Origin of the sequence: Cupriavidus sp. D39 (assembly GCF_026627925.1) — a bacterium.
Classification (GTDB): Bacteria; Pseudomonadota; Gammaproteobacteria; order Burkholderiales; family Burkholderiaceae; genus Cupriavidus; species Cupriavidus ulmosensis.
The window spans coordinates 2,686,532-2,705,833 of the sequence record NZ_JAPNLE010000009.1 but is presented as its reverse complement, the minus strand read 5'-3'; the positions used below and the strand labels follow the sequence as shown (position 1 = coordinate 2,705,833).

Here is a 19,302-nt window from a genome sequence, read left to right as displayed (position 1 = left end):
GGAGACCCGCATGGGCCATCGCCTCTCCAAGATCGTCACCCGCACCGGAGATGCCGGCACCACCGGGCTTGGCGACGGCAGCCGCACCAGCAAGGACAGCCTGCGCATCGCCGCCATCGGCGATGTGGACGAGCTCAACTCGAACCTTGGCGTGCTGCTCACCGAGACGCTGCCCGACGACGTCCGCTCGGCCTTGCTGCACATCCAGCACGACCTGTTCGACCTTGGCGGCGAGCTCTCGATCCCGGGTTACGTGCTGGTCAAGCCCGAGCAGGTGCTGCAGCTCGACGAATGGCTGAATCGCTACAATGCCAACCTGCCGCGCTTGGCCGAATTCATCCTGCCAGGCGGCAGCCGGGCTGCGGCGGTGGCGCATGTGTGCCGCACGGTGTGCCGGCGCGCCGAGCGCGCGCTGGTGGCGCTGGGCGCGCAGGAAGCCCTGAACGAGGCGCCGCGCCAGTACCTGAACCGCTTGTCCGACCTGTTGTTCGTGCTGGCGCGCGTGCTCAACTGGGCCGGCGGGGGCAGCGATGTCCTGTGGCAGCGAGGCCGCTAGCCGCCCCTGTTTTTGGTGGCGCAAGAGGCACAAAAACCACGCTTGGCGCGCAACGTCTTCTAATGCCCCTCAACGTGGCCCAGCCAGCCTGCCGTTGATCAGAGGGAGAAGCCGAGAAAATTAGTCGGATTTGCACTTCCGGCCCTTGAAATGGCCCCGGACGGCCACATTTCGGCCTCAGGATGAATTGCAGTCCCCGCGGATAGCGGGGCTCAAGAGGAGAGAATAATGGGTAAGATCATCGGTATCGACCTCGGTACCACCAATAGCTGCGTCGCGATCATGGAAGGCAATACGCCCAAGGTGATCGAAAATGCCGAAGGCACGCGTACCACCCCTTCGATCATCGCCTACATGGAAGACGGCGAGATCCTGGTGGGCGCGCCTGCCAAGCGCCAGGCGGTGACCAATCCGCGCAACACCCTGTATGCGGTGAAGCGCCTGATCGGCCGCAAGTTCGAAGAAAAGGAAGTGCAGAAGGACATCGGCCTGATGCCGTACACCATCGTCAAGGCCGACAACGGCGACGCATGGGTGTCCGTGCGCGACCAGAAGCTGGCACCGCCGCAGGTGTCCGCCGAAGTGCTGCGCAAGATGAAGAAGACCGCCGAAGACTACCTCGGCGAGCCGGTGACCGAAGCCGTGATCACCGTGCCGGCTTACTTCAACGACTCGCAGCGCCAGGCCACCAAGGACGCTGGCCGCATCGCAGGCCTGGACGTCAAGCGCATCATCAACGAGCCGACCGCGGCCGCGCTGGCCTTTGGCCTGGACAAGAACGAGAAGGGCGACCGCAAGATCGCCGTGTATGACCTGGGTGGCGGCACGTTCGACATCTCGATCATCGAGATCGCCGACGTTGATGGCGAGAAGCAGTTCGAAGTGCTGTCGACCAATGGCGACACCTTCCTGGGCGGCGAAGACTTCGACCAGCGCATCATCGACTACATCATCGCCGAGTTCAAGAAGGACCAGGGCGTTGACCTGTCCAAGGACGTGCTCGCGCTGCAGCGCCTGAAGGAAGCTGCTGAAAAGGCCAAGATCGAACTGTCGAGCTCGCAGCAGACCGAAATCAACCTGCCGTACATCACGGCGGATGCCTCGGGTCCGAAGCACTTGAACCTGAAGATGACCCGCGCCAAGCTGGAATCGCTGGTCGAGGAACTGATCCTGCGCACCATCGAGCCCTGCCGCATCGCCATCAAGGATGCCGGCGTCAAGGTCAGCGAAATCGACGACGTGATCCTGGTCGGCGGCATGACCCGCATGCCCAAGGTGCAGGAACAGGTCAAGGAATTCTTTGGCAAGGAAGCACGCAAGGATGTGAACCCGGACGAAGCCGTCGCCGTTGGCGCCGCGATCCAGGGCTCGGTGCTGTCGGGCGACCGCAAGGACCTGCTGCTGCTGGACGTGACGCCGCTGTCGCTGGGTATCGAAACCCTGGGTGGCGTGATGACCAAGATGATCACCAAGAACACCACCATCCCGACCAAGCATGCGCAGGTGTTCTCGACCGCCGACGACAACCAGCCGGCCGTGACCATCAAGGTGTTCCAGGGCGAGCGTGAAATGGCCACCGGCAACAAGCTGCTGGGCGAGTTCAACCTCGAAGGCATCGCGCCGGCCGCACGCGGCACGCCGCAGATCGAAGTCTCGTTCGACATCGACGCCAACGGCATCCTGCACGTGGGCGCCAAGGACAAGGCGACCGGCAAGGAAAACCGTATCACCATCAAGGCGAACTCGGGCCTGTCGGAAGACGAGATCCAGCGCATGGTGAAGGACGCCGAGGCCAACGCCGAGGAAGACAAGAAGGCCCGTGAGTTGGCGGATGCCCGCAACCAGGCCGACGCGCTGATCCACTCGACCAAGAAGGCTGTCACCGAATACGGCGACAAGCTGGAAGCGGGCGAGAAGGAAAAGATCGAAGCCGCGATCAAGGAACTGGAAGACGCCGCACGCGGCGGCGACAAGGCCGAGATCGATGCCAAGGTCAGCGCATTGTCCGAAGCCAGCCAGAAGCTGGGCGAGCGTGTCTATGCCGACATGCAAGCCCAGGCAGGCGAAGCGGGTGCGGCGGGTGCCGCGGGCGCAGCCGGTGCCGGTGCTGCCGGCGCGGGCCATCAGCAGCATGCCCATCCGCAGGACGACAACGTCGTGGACGCTGAATTCAAGGAAGTCAACGACAAGAAGTAATGGAAGAGCGGGGCGGGGGCGCGGTGCTTAACACCAGCGCCAGCCCCCATCCCGACGCCGGGCGACGGACATTGGACCAAGCGGGTTACCGCCGTCGAATGCCTCGCTCGGCTTTTTTGCTATTTCGCCCGGGCGGGCTTTGGACGCTTCCGGGCCCATCAGGTAAGCAGCCACCATGGCAAAACGTGACTTTTACGAAGTGCTCGGGGTGGGCAAGAACGCCGGCGATGACGAGATCAAGAAGGCCTATCGCAAGCTGGCGATGAAGCACCACCCGGACCGCAATCCGGACAGCAAGGATTCCGAAGAGAAGTTCAAGGAGGTCAAAGAGGCCTACGAGATGCTCTCCGACCCCGAGAAGAAGGCCGCCTACGACCAGTACGGCCATGCCGGCGTCGACCCCAACATGGCGGGCGGCTTCGGCGGCGGCGGCCAAGGGTACGGCGGTTTCGCCGAAGCCTTCGGCGACATCTTCGGCGATATTTTTGGCCAGCAAGGCGGCCAGGCTGGCGGCGGACGCCGTGGCGGCGGCCCGCAGGTGTACCGCGGCGCCGACCTGCGCTACAGCATGGAAATCACGCTGGAGCAGGCCGCCCACGGCCACGATGCGCAGATCCGCGTGCCCCACTGGGACGAGTGCGAGCATTGCCACGGCAATGGCGCCGAGCCCGGCTCCAGCGTCGAAACCTGCCCGACCTGCCATGGCGCGGGCCAGGTACGCGTGTCGCAAGGCTTCTTCTCGATGCAGCAGACTTGCCCCAAGTGCCACGGCACCGGCAAGCACATCCCCAAGCCGTGCACCAAGTGCCACGGCCAGGGCAAGCTGAAGTCGCAGAAGACGCTGGAAGTGAAGATTCCCGCCGGCATCGACGAGGGCATGCGCATCCGTTCGTCGGGCAATGGCGAGCCGGGCATCAACGGCGGCCCCCGGGCGACCTGTATGTGGAAGTCCACATCAAGCAGCACGCGGTGTTCGAGCGCGACGGCGACGACCTGCACTGCCAGATGCCGATCTCCTTCGCCACCGCGGCGCTGGGCGGCGACCTGGAAGTGCCCACGCTGGGCGGCAAGGCCAGCTTCCCGGTGCCCGAAGGCACCCAGCCCGGCAAGACCTTCCGCTTGCGCGGCAAGGGCATCAAGGGCGTGCGCTCGGGCTACCCCGGCGACCTCTACGTGCACGTGAACGTGGAAACGCCGGTCAAGCTGACCGAGGCGCAGAAGGACATCCTGCGCCAGTTCGACCGCTCGGTGCATGAAGGCGGCTCGCGCCACAGCCCGCAGGAGCAATCCTGGCTGGACAAGGTGAAGAGCTTCTTCAGCTGATCCGGTTACGGTATGGGGCCGGCCACGCGCAGATGCGTGGCCGGCTTTTTTGTTTTTGGGCGCGCTCAAACCGTGGGCTTCGCTTCAAGTGGCTCCTAGCTAAGCCACCCCTCTCCCCGGCCCTCTCCCCTTGAGGGGAGAGGGAGCGAAAGCCGTCGTCATGGTGGGCGGTCTTTGGCCCGTTCCGCGGCTTCTCAGGTGCCTTGGGTTTACTCCCTCTCCCACTTGTGGGAGAGGGGCCGGGGAGAGGGCGGGCGCGCGATAATTGCGATATCGCCCGCCTCCTGGCGACCTCAATTTACGCTGGTGATTTGCCGTGGCTGTCTCCCTGACCCGCTCGTCTTCTTCCTCAATCCCGCAAGCGCCCGTATCCGGCCCGGCCAGCGTCGCCCAGCCCTTCGTCCTGCTCGACGACGCTACCGCCGTATCCGGCGAGGCATCCTCGCGCCTGTACACCGGCTTCGCCCGCGAAGACGTGCTGCCAGACGCTTCAGCCCTCGGCTCGCTCGACGCCTTGCTGGCCGAAGGCTGGCGCCAGGGCTGGCACGCCACGCTGTTTGCGCCCTACGAATTCGGCGGCCCGCTGGTTGGCGTGCCGGTCCATGTCGATCAGGCATTGCCTTTGCACGATGGCGCGTTGCGCCTGTTGTGGTTCAGGGAGATGCATCGGCTGGACAAGGCGCAGGTCGCGCAATGGCTGGCGCAGTCCTCGGATGAGCCAGCCGGCTTGATGGATGTGCTGGCTGACACGCCGGAGCCGGCTTTCCATGCCGCCATTGCTCGCATCCACCAGTGGATCGAAGCTGGCGACACCTACCAGGTCAATTTCACGCAGCGCCTGCGCTTTGCCGAGTTTGGCGATCCGCTGGCGCTCTATTCAGCATTGCGTGCCGCGCAGCCGGTGCCCTACGGCGCGCTGGTGCGGTTGCCGGGCGATGGCTGGGTGCTGTCGCTGTCGCCGGAATTGTTCGTCCGGCATGACGGCCAGGGTCAATTGCTCACCCGCCCGATGAAGGGCACGGCGCCGCGCACGGGCGACGACGCACGCGATGCCGAGGCCGCGCTGGCGCTGGCGGCCGACGCCAAGAACCGCGCCGAGAACGTGATGATCGTCGACCTGCTGCGCAACGATCTGGGCCGCATCGCGGTGCCCGGCACGGTAGCCGTGCCCGATCGCTTCGTGGTGCAGCCCTTTGGCCCGGTGCTGCAGATGACCTCCACCGTCACCGCCAAGGCGCGCGCCGGCACCAGCCTGGCTGACCTGTTGCGCGCGCTGTTTCCCTGCGGCTCCATCACCGGCGCGCCCAAGCGGCGCACCATGGAGATCATCGGCGAACTGGAGCGCGCGCCGCGCGGCCTCTACACCGGCTCGCTCGGCTGGATCGACGCGCCCGGTGCGGGACAAGCGCAGGCATGGCCGGGTGCCTTTTCCCTGTCGGTAGCCATCCGCACGCTGGTATTGGGCGTGCAGGGTGCCGACGGACTGCGCGCGGGCGAGATGGGCGTGGGCGGCGGCATCGTGCATGACAGCGACGCCGCGGGCGAATTTGCCGAGTGCGGCTGGAAGGCGCGCTTCCTGACCGCGCACGATCCGGGCTTTACCTTGTTCGAAACCATGCGGGTGCAAGACGGGCAGTGCCAGCGCCTGGATCAGCACCTGGCCAGGCTGGCGGCTTCCGCGGCCTGCTTCGGCTTTGGCTTCGAGCGTGCCCGCGCGCTGGCTGCCGTGCATGCGGCCGTGGCGGCTCTTGGTGCCGGCACCTGGCGCTTGCGGCTGGCGCTGGACAAGGCGGGCAGCTTCACCGTCGCCCACGGCCTGCTGGCGCCGCTCGCCACGGTCCCGGCGCAGGTGTTGCTGGCAGCGCAGGCGCAGCCGGTGGCGGACGCGCTGCGCCGCCACAAGACCAGCGCGCGCGCCGTCTATGACGCCGGCTGGCAAGCTGCCGAACGCGCTGGCGCGTTCGACAGCCTGTTCTTCAATGCCCGCGATGAACTGCTCGAAGGCGGGCGCAGCTCGGTGTTCGTCAAGGTGGATGGCGGGTGGCTGACGCCGCCGCTGGACGCCGATATCCTGCCCGGCGTGATGCGCGCGGCGGTGCTGGCCGATGGCATGCGGTACCTGGGCGGGGCGGTGCGTGAAGCGGTTGTCACGCGGGCCATGGTGCTTGGCGCCGAGGCACTGGCGCTGGCCAATTCGTTGCGGGGCGTGTTACCCGCGGAGTTGCCGGCAAAAGCCTGAGCCAAGCGCTCAGGGGTGGCGCGTATCCAGCCGCCCGTCGCCGAGCTTCCAGCGCACCACGCCCGGCAGGTTGATCAGCTCGCGGTCGTGGCAGACCATCACCACGCTGCGGCCCTCGGAGGCCAGGTCCTGCACCAGGCCGATCACCTGTTCGCGCGCGTAGCCGTCCAGGCTGGAGGTGGGTTCGTCCAGCAGCAGCAAATCGGGCTCCAGCACCTTGGCGCGGGCCAGTGCCACGCGCTGCACCTCGCCGCCGGACAGGCGTTCGGGGGCGGTGTCCTGCACGTGCGTGATGCCGGCCCAGCCCAGCGCGGCGCCCACGCGCCGCCTGACTTCGTCGTCAGGCATGCCGCGCGCCTTCAGGCCATAGGCGATGTTCTCGCGTACCGAGGTGCGGAACAGGTAGGGGTGCTGGTGCAGGTAGGCGATGCGCTGGCGCAGCGCGCCCGGCAGCGGATCGAGGGCGGCGTTGCACGGCGTGCCGTCCGCGCCGGTCCAGGCCACCGTAGCGCCGGGCGCGCGCTCCAGCCCTGCCACCATGCGCAGCAGCGTGCTCTTGCCAGCGCCATTGACGCCGGTCAGCACCACGGCGGCGGCGCGCGGAAAGGCGAGCTCGGCAATATCGAACAGGCGGCGCGCGCCCACCTGGCGCCGCAGGCCGCGCACCGTCAGCAGCGGCGGCAGCTGTGAAGGCGGCAACGCCTGCCCGTCAGGCGTGCGGCGCGCGGGCAGCGTGCTCATCGTCGGAATCCTCCCGCGCCTTGCAGCCACGCCAGCATCACATTTACCAGTACGGCCAGTGCCACCAGCACGATGCCCAGCGCGATGCCCTGGGCGAATTCGCCCTTGCTGGTTTCCAGCGCGATGGCGGTGGTAATGGTCCGGGTGGCGCCTTCGATGTTGCCGCCGATCATCAACGCCGAGCCTACCTCGGCAACGACCCGCCCAAAGCCCGCCACCAGCGCCGCCATCAGGCCAAAGCGCAGCTCGCGCAGGACGGTGAACAAAGTCCGCCAGCGTCCGGCGCCCAGTACCCAGGCGGTTTCACGCAGGCGCGCATCCGCGCCCTGCAAGGTGGACAGGGCAAATGCCAGCACCACCGGGAAGCCGATCACCGCCTGCCCGAGCACCATGCCGCTGCGGGAAAACAGCAATGAGAAATCGCCCAGCGGGCCGTGGCGGGTGAACAGCAGGTAGAGGACCAGCCCGACCAGCACGGTCGGGAAGGAAAGGAAGGCCTGCGCCATCACCACCACCACGCGCCGTCCGGGAAAATCGTGGGTGGCGATCAGGTAGGCCGCGCCGATGGCCGGCACGGTGGCAATCGCCAGCCCGAGCGCGGCCACCACCAGCGAGGTCCAGACGATGAACCAGATGGCGCCGTCACCGCTGGCCAGAAGCGCAAAGGCTGCGACGGTGGCGGCACCGATCTCCATCGCCGGCGCGCGCTCAGGCCGAGAAGGTGTGCTCGACGGCCGGGAAGCTGCCGTCCTTCACGGCCGCCACGTAGGCGCGCACGGCAGCCTCGATCGAACCGGCGCCTTCCATGAAGTTGCGCACGAACTTGGCCTTGCGGCCCGGGTAGACGTTGATCATGTCCTGCAACACCAGCACCTGGCCGGAGCAATCCGCGCCGGCGCCGATGCCGATGGTCGGGATGGTCAGCAGGCCGGTGACCACGCCGGCCACCGCAGCCGGCACCGCTTCCATCACGATCAGCTGGGCGCCCGCGGCTTGCAGCGCGAGCGCGTCGCGCTTGAGCTGCGCCGCGCTTTCGTCGGTCTTGCCTTGCACCTTGAAGCCGCCCAGCGCGTGCACCGACTGCGGCGTCAGGCCAATGTGGGCGCACACCGGGATGCTGCGCTCGACCAGGAACTTGACGGTGGGCGCGAGCCAGTCGCCGCCCTCCAGCTTGACCATGTGCGCGCCGGCCTGCATCAGCGCCACGGCGCTGGCGAAGGTGGCTTCCGGGGTGGGATAGGTGCCGAACGGCAGGTCCGCCACCAGCAGCGCGCTCTGGTTGCCGCGCGCCACGCATTCGGTGTGATAGACGACCTGCTCGAGCGTCACGGGCAACGTGGTCTGCTGGCCTTGCATGACATTGCCAAGGGAGTCGCCGACCAGCAGGACTTCGACCCCGCAGTAGTCGAGCAGCGCGGCGAAGCTGGAGTCATAGGCGGTCAGCATGGCGATCTTTTCGCCGGCGGCGCGCATCGCTTGCAGCTTGGGGATGGTGACGGTCTTGCGGGAGGGGTCGAGGAGGTAGCTCATGACGTTGGGCCGGTAGAGAGACGGGAGCCGGGCTGGCCGCAATGCCGCAGTGCATTCATGATCCGTGCATCAACGCATCTGCATCTGTGCGGCAAGGCCTTTGCCCCTTTTCAGTTCGTTCTGCGCGAGGCGCTCGGCCCTTGGACGGGACCGCGGGATTCGCGGCAGCGACTGCTGTCGTTATGGTGAAGGCTGGCAGGCGGGAACCTGTCAGGGCGCAGCGAGATTGAGAAAGGCCTTGCGGCCACGCATGTTTTCGATGCGCGACAGTAGTGTACGGAAATCGGCGTCGTTGTCTACCGGACTGAAGTGTGCGGTGTCGACGATCATGACCGGCGCCTCGTCGTAGCGATGGAACAGCTCGCCATAGGCATCCGACAGCCGCTCCAGGTAGGCATCGTCGATGCTGGACTCGCCTGGCGCGTTGCGCCGGGCGATGCGCTCGCGCAGCAAGGCGGGCGAGGCCTGCAGCACGATCACGAGATCCACGCGCTGGCCTTGGGCCGGCAGGCGCGCGGCGAGGGCGTCGTACAGCGCCAGTTCCTCTTCGGGCAGCGTCAGCCCGGCGTAGAGGCGGTCCCTGGTGTACAGGAAATCGCCCACCATGCGCTGGCCTGCCAGCAGTGCCGCCTGCCAGGCCTTGAGTTGCTGCGCGCGCTGGTTCATCAGGGATAGCTGCAGCGGCAGCGCATAGCGCGCGGGCTCTCGGTAGTAGCGTTCCAGGAAGGGATTTTCACGTGCCGCATCGAGCAATTCGCCGGTGCGCAGGGTTTGCGCCAGGCGTTGCGCGAGCGCGGTCTTGCCGGCTCCGATGGGGCCTTCCACCACGATGCGGCGCAGGTGTTCGAGCATGGGCGGGTCCGGTCGGCTGGGGGGCGAACTACACGGTACAGGGCGGACAAAGCAGGGCCGGCTTGCCGCTGCCGGCCATGGCTTCAGGAATCGCTGTGCGCGTCGGGCTGCCGCGTGCACTTGCAAAGGAGATCTTCTCGACACGCTGCGTGCTGAGCGCGGCCAGGTAATCCGCCGCGCGGCCAAGGCCCGGGATGACCAGTTCGCCATCCAGCTCAAGCAGTGGCACCAGCGTGAAGGCGCGTTCGGTCACGCGCGGATGTGGCACCACCAGCTTTTCGTCCTGGTGGATTTCGTCGCCAAAGACCAGCAGGTCCAGGTCGAGGGTGCGTGGTGCGTTGCGGAAAGGCCGCTCGCGTCCGAACTGATCCTCGATGTGGTGACAGATGCGCAATAGCTGGGCTGCGGTGAACGAGGTCTCTACCTTGACCACTGCGTTGTAGTAGTCATCGCCCGTCGCATCGACCGGGGCCGTGCGATAGAGCGACGATCTCGCCAGCACCGTGATGCCGACCTGCTGGGCCAGGCACACGATGGCATCTTTCAGGGCCTGCCGGGCGTCACCCAGGTTGGCTCCGATGCCGATAAAGGCAAGTGTCATTACGATTCCTCCGGCTGGACGCGTACCTTGCCGGTTTTCCGGTCTGCAGTGGAGCCGGATTCCTGGCTCGCGTCCATATCACTCCGCGGAGAAACTTTATCCGATTTCCGCGGACTGCGCCGACGGCGCTTCTTGCGTGCGGGGCCGCCGCCGTCGCCACTTTCGCCGCTGTCGCCATCTCCGGCGGGCTCAAAGCCTTCGGCATGGCCCGCGCCGCCACTGCCGCCGCCCTGCTTGCCGCCGCCGCGCACCGGGCGCACGGCCTCGATCAGGTCTTCGCGGCCGTGGCTATCGGCGTCCTGGAAGTCTTGCCACCATTTCGCCAGCTCGGCCGGCTGCTCGCCGGATTCGCAGCGCAGGTAGAGGAAGTCGAAGCCGGCGCGAAAGCGCGGCGACTCGATCAGGCGGAACGGCATGCGGCCCACGCGCTTCTCGAAGCGCGGCTGCATGCCCCAGATATCCCGCATGTCGGTGACAAAGCGGCGCTGGATGGCGAGCTGGCCGGTCTGGCGTTCCAGCACGTCGTCCATGGCGATGTTGAGCGCGGCGATGGCATGCTCGCCTTCCTCGCGCAGCGTGGTCCAGCGCTGCAGCACGTGGTGCCACAGCAGCGCGGCAAACAGGAAGCCCGGCGAGACCGGCTTGCCAACCTGCACGCGCTGGTCGGTGTTGTCCAGCGCCAGTTGCACGAAGCGCTGGCCCATCGGCTGCTCCAGCGCGACATCCAGCAGAGGCAGCAGGCCGCGGTGCAGGCCGGCCTTGCGCAGTTCCTGCAGCGACGCCCAGGCATGGCCCGACATCAGCAGCTTGAGCATCTCGTCGAACAGGCGCGCGCTGGGCACGTTGTGGATCAGCGAGGCGAGGTCGGCGATCGGCTGGCGGGTGTCCTCGTCGATCGTGAATCCGGTCTTGGCGGCGAAGCGCACCACGCGCAGCATGCGGATGGGATCTTCGCGGTAGCGCGTGACCGGGTCGCCGATCATGCGCAGCGTGCGCGCGCGGATGTCTTCCATGCCCTGGTGGTAGTCGTACACCAACTGCTGGGCCGGGTCGTAGTACATCGCGTTGATGGTGAAGTCGCGGCGTTCCGCGTCTTCGGCCTGCGAGCCCCAGACATTGTCGCGCAGCACGCGGCCGGAGGCGTCGATGGCGTGGGTCTTGCTGTCGAGTTCCGAGCGCTTGAGGCGCCGCCCTTCGGGCAAGGTCTCGCTGGCGACCGCGTCGACCAGCGCGCGGAAGGTGGAGACTTCGATGATCTCCTGCTCGCGCCCGCCATAGAACGTCACGTGCACGATCTGGAAGCGCCGGCCGATGATGCGCGAGCGGCGGAACAGCGCCTGCACCTGGTCAGGCGTGGCGTTGGTCGCGACGTCGAAGTCCTTGGGCTTGATGCCCAGCAACAGGTCGCGCACCGCGCCGCCGACGATAAACGCCTCGTAGCCTGCCTGCTGGAGCGTCGAAGTAACCTTGATGGCGTTGCGCGAGATCAGCAACTGGTCGATCTGGTGCTCGGCATGCGCAACGATGTTCGGCGCATGGGCGCGCTGGCCGCGGCGTTTGACGGGGCGCTGCTGGGTGCCCGGCTTGCCTAGCAGCCGGTTGATTAGCTTTTTGATCACGTCAGAACAGGTCCATGATGCGCCAGCCTGACGCGGCGGCGTGGTGACGCAGGCGATCGTCCGGGTTGGCGGCGATCGGTTCGCTGACCTTCTCCAGCAGCGGCAGGTCGTTGGCCGAATCGCTGTAGAAGGTGGTGTTTTCGAAGGCATCCCATTGGGTGCCCATGCTCTTTAGCCAGGCTTCCACCCGGGTGATCTTGCCCTCGCGGAAGCTGGGAATACCCGCCACTTCACCGGTGAAGGCGCCGTCGGGCTTGCCGTTGGCGGTGGCCGGCTCGGTGGCGATCAGGTGCTTGATGCCGAAGGCCGCCGCGATCGGGGCGGTGACGAAACTATTGGTGGCGGTGACCACGGCGCACAGGTCGCCGGCGTCGAGATGCTTGTAGACCAGCGCGCGCGCCTGCGGCGTGATGACCGGATCGATCACTTCACGCATGAACTGGCTGCGCAACGCTTCCAGGCGGTCGCGCGGATTGGCCGCCAGCGGCGCCAGGGCGAAACGCAGGAAAGCCTGGATATCCAGGGTGCCAGCCTTGTAATGGCCGAAGAACTCGTCGTTCCTGCGGCGGTAGAATTCCTCGTCGACAACGCCCAGGCGCACCAGGAAGCGGCCCCATTCGTGGTCGCTGTCAGTCGGGAGCAAGGTGTGGTCGAGGTCGAACAATGCCAGATTCATGGGCGGCGATTTTACATTAACGTGACTGTGACGGTTTTCTAAACGTCTCTGGATGCCAACAAAGTCAAGCACGGTGCATGCCATGGGCCACGCGCGCTGGCGCGCAGTCCCGGGCTCACTCGCGCAACTCGGCAAACATTTCCCGCAGCAGGGGCAGCGTGACGGCACGCTTGCGCTCCAGCGAATAGGTGTCGAGCGCGTCCAGCAGCGCCATCAGGCTGGGCATGTCGCGGTACTTGCGCGTAACCAGCCAGTGCGGGATTTCCGGCGAAAGCTGCAGCCCGCGCTCACGCGCGGCCTGCACCAGCGCCGCCATCTTGTCCTCGTCCGACAGGGGCGCCAACTGGTAGACCAGGCCCCAGCCCAGCCGCGTACGCAGGTCCTCGCGCACCGGCATGGCCAGCGGCGCCAGGCTGCCGGCCACCACGATGGCGGTCCGCACGTGGGCCCGGACCTCGTTGTACAGCGAGAACACGGCGATCTGGCGCGCTTCGTCGAGCAGTTCCACATCGTCCACGGTGTAGAGCTGGCAGCTCGGGTCGAAGATGAAATCCGACAAGGCGTGATGCGGGCTCAGGTACCGGCAGCGGATGCCAGCCTGGTAGCCGCTGTCGCAGACCGCATGCAGCAGGTGGGTACGGCCCGAGCCAACCTCGCCCCACAGGTAGATCAGGCGGTCGGCGGCCCGCTCCTGCGCCACCGCCGTGGCCAGGTCGCGCAGGCGCTGCACCGGCTCGCGGTTGACGGCAACGAAAAAATTCTCGAAGGTCGAGGGCGGCGGACTGCCAAGTTCAAGCGAAAGCTGCTTGGGGCGCGGAAACATGACTTATCGGTTACTTTGGGTACGGGTCATCTGTCAGGTAAACGCGTCGCGGCTGGCGTGCGCTGACCGCCTGCAGGGCGCGGGCAGAATGGCCTGGGGCTGCCGGAATCATCTTCATCGGGAATGGCTGCGGACAATACTTAATGACACGGGGCACCGGAAACTGGAAGCCGGAAGCCCGTATCCGTTAAAATTGCGATTCTACTGGACTCGCGGCCGCAAATCGCCGTCGTGAGCGCCGCATTCCTCACTTCATACTCCAGGACAAGCAGGTTCCCATGAGCGCATCCCCCACTTCCGGCCAGGCAGGCCTCTCCTACCGCGATGCCGGCGTCGATATCGACGCGGGCGACGCGCTCGTCGACCGCATCAAGCCGTTCGCCAAGCGCACCATGCGCGAAGGCGTGATGGCCGGCATCGGGGGCTTCGGCGCGCTGTTCGAGCTGTCCAAGAAATACAAGGAACCGGTGCTGGTCTCCGGCACCGACGGCGTGGGCACCAAGCTCAAGCTGGCCTTCCAGCTCAACCGCCACGACACCGTGGGCCAGGACCTGGTCGCCATGAGCGTCAACGACATCCTGGTGCAGGGCGCCGAGCCGCTGTTCTTCCTCGACTACTTCGCCTGCGGCAAGCTCGACGTGGAAACCGCAGCCACGGTGATCAAGGGCATCGCCCACGGTTGCGAGTTGTCCGGCTGCGCGCTGATCGGTGGCGAAACCGCCGAAATGCCTAGCATGTACCCCGACGGCGAGTATGACCTGGCCGGTTTCGCGGTCGGCGCGGTCGAGAAGAGCCGCATCATCGACGGCACCACCATCGTCCCGGGCGACGTGGTGCTGGGCCTGGCCTCGTCGGGCGCGCACTCCAACGGCTACTCGCTGGTGCGCAAGATCATCGAAGTGGCCAAGCCGGACCTGAACGGCGACTTCCACGGCCAGCGCCTGCAGGACGCCATCATGGCGCCCACCCGCATCTACGTGAAGCCGCTGCTGTCGCTGATCGAGACGCTGCCGGTCAAGGGCATGGCCCACATCACCGGCGGTGGCCTGACCGAGAACGTGCCGCGCGTGCTGGCGCAGAACGTCACCGCCGTGCTGCAGCGCGACGCCTGGACCCTGCCGCCGCTGTTCCAGTGGCTGCAAGCCCAGGGCAACGTGGCCGACGACGAAATGCACCGCGTGTTCAACTGCGGCATCGGCATGGTAGTGATCGTTGCCAAGGAAGACGCAGACCGCGCCATCCGTCATCTGCAGGCTGCCGGCGAAGCCGTGTGGCAGATCGGCGAGATCCGCGAGCGCGAAGAAGGCCAGGCGCAGACCATCGTGGTCTGAGCGTTCGGCTCCAAAGAAAAACGGCGCATGCCCAGGCATGCGCCGTTTTTTACGCCCGCCAAGCGCTTGACGAAGCCGCTGAACGGGCCAAAGCCGCGCGCCATGACGACGGTCGTTTCTCCCTCTCCCCTCAGGGGGAGAGGGCCGGGGAGAGGGGTGGCTTAGCTAGGAGCCACTTGAAGCGAAGCCCGTGGTGTTGTCCAGCACGCAGGCGTAACGAGCGCCCGCCCTCTCCCCAGCCCCTCTCCCACAAGTGGGAGAGGGGAGCGAACCGGCGGCATTGAACGGAGCTGCCGAACGGGCCAAAGCCGCGCGCCATGACGACGGCTGTTTCTCCCTCTCCCCCAGGGGGAGAGGGAGAAAACCCGCGCAGTAGGAAGGGCCGAGTCACTCCGCCGCGCCCAGCTTCGCCAGCGCGTCCCTCGTGACCCGGCAGATCCGCCAGTCCGGCATCACGTCCGCGCCCATCGCCCGGTAAAACTCGATCGACGGCGTGTTCCAGTCCAGCACGCTCCATTCAAAGCGGCCGCAGCCGCGTTCCACGGCCAGCGCCGCCAGATGCTTGAGCAGGACCTTGCCCAGCCCATGGCCACGCCAGGCGGGGTCGACATAGAGGTCTTCGAGATACAGCCCGGGCTTGGCCAGGAAGGTCGAGAAGTTGTGGAAGAACAAGGCGAACCCGACTGCCTGCGGGCCCAGCGCACCTTGAACCTCTACCAGCACGGCCTCCGCGTGCGGGCGCGGGCCAAACAGCGCTTCGCGCAGTTTTTCCGGCGTGGCTTCGACCAGGTGGGTGAGTTTCTCGTATTCGGCCAGTCCCGTGATCAGCGCGAGCAAGGTCTCGCAGTCGTCGGAAGTGGCGGGGCGCAGTACGAAGTCGGTGGCGGACATGGCGGGATTTGACGTCATCGGCAAGATATAAACGACGATTATCGCTTATCCGTCACACCTATCGCCCAGTTGCGCTACGCTTGCCCGATCCGTGCGAGCTGCGCTACCTGCGCGACATAGTCGGTCGCCAGGCAGTCCACGACCTCCCGCTCCGGCGTGCTGCGCAGCCAGGTCAGCTGACGTTTGCAGAGCTGGCGGGTGGCGGCCAGGCCGCGCTCACGCATGGTGTCGAAATCGGTTTCGCCATCGAGGTATTCCCACACCTGCCGGTAACCGACGCAGCGGATCGAGGGCAGCGTGGGCTGCAGGTCCCGCGCGCGCGCAGCCGCTGCACTTCCTCGATAAAGCCGCCGGCCAGCATGGCGTCGTAGCGGGTGGCGATGCGCGCGTGCAGCACGGCGCGGTCGGACGGCTCCAGCGCGATCACGCGATAGCGGCGGTCGGCGGCGCCGGCAAAGGCGCGCTCGTCGGCCTGTCGCGCCAGCAGCGCCGACATGGGCTGTCCAGACAGGCGGTGGATCTCCAGCGCGCGCTGGATGCGCTGGGCATCGTTGGGCGCCAGGCGCGCCGCGGTGACCGGGTCGACCTCGGCCAGCATGGCGTGCAGTGCGGGCCAGCCGCGTTCGGCGGCAAGTGCGTCCAGTTCGGCGCGCAGGGCCGGATCGGCCTGCGGCAGGTCGTTCAGCCCCTGTGTCAGCGCCTTGTAGTACAGCATGGTGCCGCCGACGATCAGCGGTTCGCGGCCGCGTGCGCGGATTTCCAGGATCAGCCGCTCGGCGTCGGTCACGAACTGGGCCGCCGAGTAGCTGTCGGCCGGGTCGATGATATCGATCAGGTGGTGCGGCACCGCGGCCAGCTCGGCCGGCGAGGGCTTGGCGGTGCCGATGTCCATCTCGCGATAGACCAGGGCCGAGTCCAGGCTGATGATTTCGATCGGCGTCTGTGCGGCCAGGGCCAGCGCCGCGGCGGTCTTGCCGGAGGCGGTAGGGCCGAGCAGGCAGACCACCGGCACGTGGGCCGATGCGGCCGCGCCGGCGTGGCTGGAAGAAGCAGTAGTGGTCAAGGCGTAGGGTGCAATGGGGGCGGGCCGTGGCTTACTGCCCGCGCAGGAACAGGCGGTCGAGTTCCGCCACCGACAGCTGCACCCAGGTTGGCCGGCCGTGGTTGCACTGGTCGGCACGCTCGGTCTGCTCCATCTGGCGCAAGAGCGCGTTCATTTCTTCCAGCGTGAGCTTGCGGTTGGCGCGCACCGCGCTATGGCAAGCCAGCGTGGCCAGCAGTTCGTTCTGGCGCTCCACCAGCACGCGCGAGCCGCCGAAGGCCTGAAGGTCACGCAGCACGTCGCGCGCGAGGGCTTCGGTGTCGGCCTGCTTGAGCAGGGCGGGAATCGCGCGGATCGCCAGCGTGGTGGGCGAGACCTGGGCGATGTCGAAGCCGAGCAGGGTGAGGGTTTCCTGGTGCTCCTCGGCCGTGCCGATTTCCACCGGGCTGGCTGTGAGGGTGACCGGGATCAGCAGCGACTGCACCGCGAGCTCGCGCGCTTCGAGCGCGGTCTTGATCTGCTCGTAGAGGATGCGCTCGTGGGCGGCGTGCATATCCACCAGCACCAGGCCGCGCGCGTTCTGCGCCAGCACGTAGATGCCATGCAGCTGCGCGATGGCATAGCCCAGCGGGCTGGCCTCGTCTTCGGGGAGTTCCTGGCGGGGCAGCTGGTCCAGCAGGCCGGGCGGGTCGTTCTCGCGCGCGGCTTGCGCATCGGCCAGCCAGGCCGGGGGCGTGGCGCCCGGGCCAGCCGGCGGGACATAGGCGGCGGGGAGCGTGAAAATCCGCCTCCCGGCTGGATCGCGTCGCGCACCATGCCGAGGTAGGCCTGCCGGGGCTGGGCCACGCCGAGCTCGGTCTGGCGCGCGACGGCGGTGTAGTCGACCCACGGCCGCGGGCTGGCACCGCCGCCGCCCATGCCGCCGCTCCTGCCGGATCCGCCGAAGCCACCCGAGCCGCCCGAGCCGCCCGAGCCACCGCCAAAGCTTCGCGCGCCCTGGAATCCGCCGGTGCCGCCAATCGGCTCAGCCGCCGCCGACCCGTCCGAATCGGCCGAGGTATGCAGGCTGTCGCCCTGCTCGCCGGCCTGCCGCGCCAGGCAACGCTGCACGGCGTGGTAGACGAACTGGTGCACCGCGCGCGATTCGCGGAAACGCACTTCGATCTTGGACGGGTGCACGTTCACGTCCACCATCTCGGGCGGCAGATCCATGCATAGCACGTAGGAGGGAAGCGGTCGCCGTGCAGCACGTCCTGGTAGGCGCTGCGCACCGCGTGGGTCAGCAGCTTGTCACGTACGTAACGGCCGTTGACGAAGAAGAATTGCTGGTCCGGGCGCCCGCGCGAGGCGGTAGGCAGCCCGGCAAATCCGTACAGGTGCAGGGTGCCGGCCTCTTCATCCAGCGGCAGCCGGGCGTTGGCGAAGTCGGTGCCCAGCACCTGGCCGGTGCGCGTGGCGACGTCGCCGGCGTTCCAGTGCTCCATCGGCTTGCCATTGTGGTGGACCGAGATGGCTACGTCGGGGCGTGCCAGCGCCGCGCGCCGCACCATCTCCAGGCAATGGCCGAACTCGGTTTGTTCCGATTTAAGGAACTTTCGGCGGGCCGGCGTGTTGAAGTAAAGGTGCTGCACGTCGACGGTGGTGCCCACGCCGCCGGATGCGGGCTGTACCACGCCGGTGTCGGCGATCACCTGCATTGCGTGGGTATCGCTGGCGGTGCGGCTGGTCAGGGTCAGCTCGGACACCGAGGCGATCGAGGCCAGCGCCTCGCCGCGAAAACCTAGTGTCAGCACGGCTTCAAGCTCGCCCAGCGAGGCGATCTTGCTGGTGGCGTGGCGCATCAGCGCGACCGGCAGCTCGGCGGCGGGAATGCCGCAGCCGTTGTCGGCGATCACGATGCGGCGCACGCCACCTTCTTCAAGGCGGATATTGAGCTGGGTGGCGCCGGCGTCCAGGGCGTTCTCCAGCAGTTCCTTGACCACGGAGGCGGGACGTTCCACCACCTCGCCGGCCGCGATCTGGCTGATCAGCTGGTCGGGCAGGGGGCGGATGGGACGGAGCGGCTGGGCGGGGTGCGGGGCTTGGGCAGGCATGGGCGGAATTATACGTGGGTGCGCCGCCTGGCCCATGCGCGCCTGGCGTGTGGAAAAGTGGCCGGACAAGGTGACTTTGGCGCCCGTCCGGTCTTGTATGATGTCGGCTGAATATCGAACGGGGATCGAATTGGATATCGCATTGCAGTTCATCGACATGCTGCTGCACGTCGACAAATACCTTGGCACCGTCATCCAGAACTACGGTTCGTGGGTCTACGCCATCCTGTTTGCGATCGTGTTCGCGGAGACCGGGCTGGTCGTGCTGCCTTTCCTTCCGGGAGACTCCCTGTTGTTTATCGCCGGCGCCTTCTGCGCCACGCATGCCATGAACGAGTGGGTGCTGGTCGGCCTGCTGCTGGTGGCGGCAATTGGCGGCAATACGGTCAACTATCTGGTGGGAAGCTGGGTCGGCCCAAAGGTGTTCGACGGCCATTGGCGCTTTCTTGACCAGCAGGCGCTGCGCAAGACCCACGATTTCTATGAGCGCCACGGCGGCAAGATGCTGGTGATGGCCCGTTTCCTGCCGATCGTGCGCACCTTTGCGCCGTTCGTGGCCGGCGTATCGCAGATGACCTTTGCCAAGTTCCAGCTGTTCAACGTGCTCGGCGCGGCGGCGTGGGTGCTGGGCCTGGTGTTTGCCGGCTACTTCTTCGGCAACCTGCCTTTCATCAAGCAGTACCTGAACCTGATCGTGCTGGCGGGCATTGGCGCGGCCGTGGTGCCGCTGGTGCTGGGCGGCCTGTGGAAGCTCGTGCGGGGCGGCAGGCGCCGTCCTTCGTGAGCCAG

Annotated in this window: 13 protein-coding genes and 4 pseudogenes; 6 read left to right on the top strand and 11 right to left on the bottom strand. The window is 66.9% G+C overall.

Going from position 1 to position 19,302, the window contains the following annotated elements; genetic code table 11:
- Positions 1 to 10 precede the first annotated feature (10 nt).
- From OMK73_RS24735 to pabB, 4 genes and pseudogenes are all read left to right on the top strand, one after another.
- Positions 11 to 556: a cob(I)yrinic acid a,c-diamide adenosyltransferase gene (locus OMK73_RS24735; RefSeq protein ID WP_267604345.1), complete on the top strand. Its 546-nt coding sequence runs from the start codon at positions 11 to 13 to the stop codon at positions 554 to 556.
- A 186-nt stretch (positions 557 to 742) separates the two neighbouring features.
- Positions 743 to 2,752 (top strand): molecular chaperone DnaK, encoded by a 2,010-nt coding sequence (dnaK, locus tag OMK73_RS24730; RefSeq protein WP_324291824.1) that lies wholly within the window; start codon positions 743 to 745, stop codon positions 2,750 to 2,752.
- 175 nt (positions 2,753 to 2,927) lie between these two features.
- Positions 2,928 to 4,075, top strand: a pseudogene (gene dnaJ, locus OMK73_RS24725) (molecular chaperone DnaJ).
- A gap of 316 nt (positions 4,076 to 4,391) precedes the next feature.
- A complete protein-coding gene (gene pabB / locus OMK73_RS24720) occupies positions 4,392 to 6,314 on the top strand; it encodes an aminodeoxychorismate synthase component I (protein WP_267604343.1) in 1,923 nt (640 codons plus the stop codon).
- Positions 6,315 to 6,323: 9 nt separating this feature from the next.
- Here pabB and OMK73_RS24715 read toward each other — a convergent pair whose 3' ends face one another.
- The 8 genes and pseudogenes from OMK73_RS24715 to hda form a co-directional block, all read right to left on the bottom strand.
- Entirely contained in the window at positions 6,324 to 7,055 is a 732-nt protein-coding gene (locus tag OMK73_RS24715) for an energy-coupling factor ABC transporter ATP-binding protein (protein WP_267604342.1), read from the bottom strand.
- Positions 7,052 to 7,750, bottom strand: a complete 699-nt coding sequence (locus OMK73_RS24710; RefSeq protein WP_267604340.1) for an ABC transporter permease — start codon at positions 7,748 to 7,750, stop codon at positions 7,052 to 7,054. Before OMK73_RS24710 ends, OMK73_RS24715 begins: the two co-directional genes overlap by 4 nt.
- A 13-nt stretch (positions 7,751 to 7,763) precedes the next feature.
- On the bottom strand, positions 7,764 to 8,585 hold the full coding sequence (gene panB / locus OMK73_RS24705) for a 3-methyl-2-oxobutanoate hydroxymethyltransferase (protein WP_267604339.1): 822 nt from the start codon (positions 8,583 to 8,585) through the stop codon (positions 7,764 to 7,766).
- A 210-nt stretch (positions 8,586 to 8,795) separates the two neighbouring features.
- A complete protein-coding gene (locus tag OMK73_RS24700; protein ID WP_267604338.1) occupies positions 8,796 to 9,437 on the bottom strand; it encodes a deoxynucleoside kinase in 642 nt (213 codons plus the stop codon).
- A gap of 83 nt (positions 9,438 to 9,520) precedes the next feature.
- Positions 9,521 to 10,038: pseudogene (gene folK, locus OMK73_RS24695) on the bottom strand (2-amino-4-hydroxy-6-hydroxymethyldihydropteridine diphosphokinase).
- Positions 10,038 to 11,657, bottom strand: a complete 1,620-nt coding sequence (pcnB, locus tag OMK73_RS24690; RefSeq protein WP_267604334.1) for a polynucleotide adenylyltransferase PcnB — start codon at positions 11,655 to 11,657, stop codon at positions 10,038 to 10,040. Before pcnB ends, folK begins: the two are co-directional and overlap by 1 nt.
- A gap of 1 nt (position 11,658) precedes the next feature.
- Entirely contained in the window at positions 11,659 to 12,333 is a 675-nt protein-coding gene (locus OMK73_RS24685) for an HAD family hydrolase (protein ID WP_267604332.1), read from the bottom strand.
- A gap of 115 nt (positions 12,334 to 12,448) precedes the next feature.
- On the bottom strand, positions 12,449 to 13,156 hold the full coding sequence (gene hda, locus OMK73_RS24680) for a DnaA regulatory inactivator Hda (protein ID WP_267604330.1): 708 nt from the start codon (positions 13,154 to 13,156) through the stop codon (positions 12,449 to 12,451).
- A 278-nt stretch (positions 13,157 to 13,434) separates the two neighbouring features.
- Here hda and purM point away from each other — a divergent pair, with 278 nt between their 5' ends.
- Complete coding sequence (gene purM, locus OMK73_RS24675) at positions 13,435 to 14,487, top strand: phosphoribosylformylglycinamidine cyclo-ligase (protein WP_267604328.1); 1,053 nt, start codon at positions 13,435 to 13,437, stop codon at positions 14,485 to 14,487.
- A 387-nt stretch (positions 14,488 to 14,874) separates the two neighbouring features.
- Here purM and OMK73_RS24670 read toward each other — a convergent pair whose 3' ends face one another.
- From OMK73_RS24670 to mutL, 3 genes and pseudogenes are all read right to left on the bottom strand, one after another.
- Positions 14,875 to 15,378 carry a GNAT family N-acetyltransferase gene (locus tag OMK73_RS24670; RefSeq protein WP_267604326.1) on the bottom strand — a complete coding sequence of 168 codons (504 nt, stop codon included), beginning with the start codon at positions 15,376 to 15,378 and terminating at the stop codon, positions 14,875 to 14,877.
- 74 nt (positions 15,379 to 15,452) lie between these two features.
- Positions 15,453 to 16,441: pseudogene (gene miaA / locus OMK73_RS24665) on the bottom strand (tRNA (adenosine(37)-N6)-dimethylallyltransferase MiaA).
- A gap of 31 nt (positions 16,442 to 16,472) precedes the next feature.
- Positions 16,473 to 18,513: pseudogene (mutL, locus tag OMK73_RS24660) on the bottom strand (DNA mismatch repair endonuclease MutL).
- A 157-nt stretch (positions 18,514 to 18,670) separates the two neighbouring features.
- Here mutL and OMK73_RS24655 point away from each other — a divergent pair.
- Positions 18,671 to 19,297 carry a VTT domain-containing protein gene (locus OMK73_RS24655; protein WP_400092840.1) on the top strand — a complete coding sequence of 209 codons (627 nt, stop codon included), beginning with the start codon at positions 18,671 to 18,673 and terminating at the stop codon, positions 19,295 to 19,297.
- Positions 19,298 to 19,302: the final 5 nt, after the last annotated feature.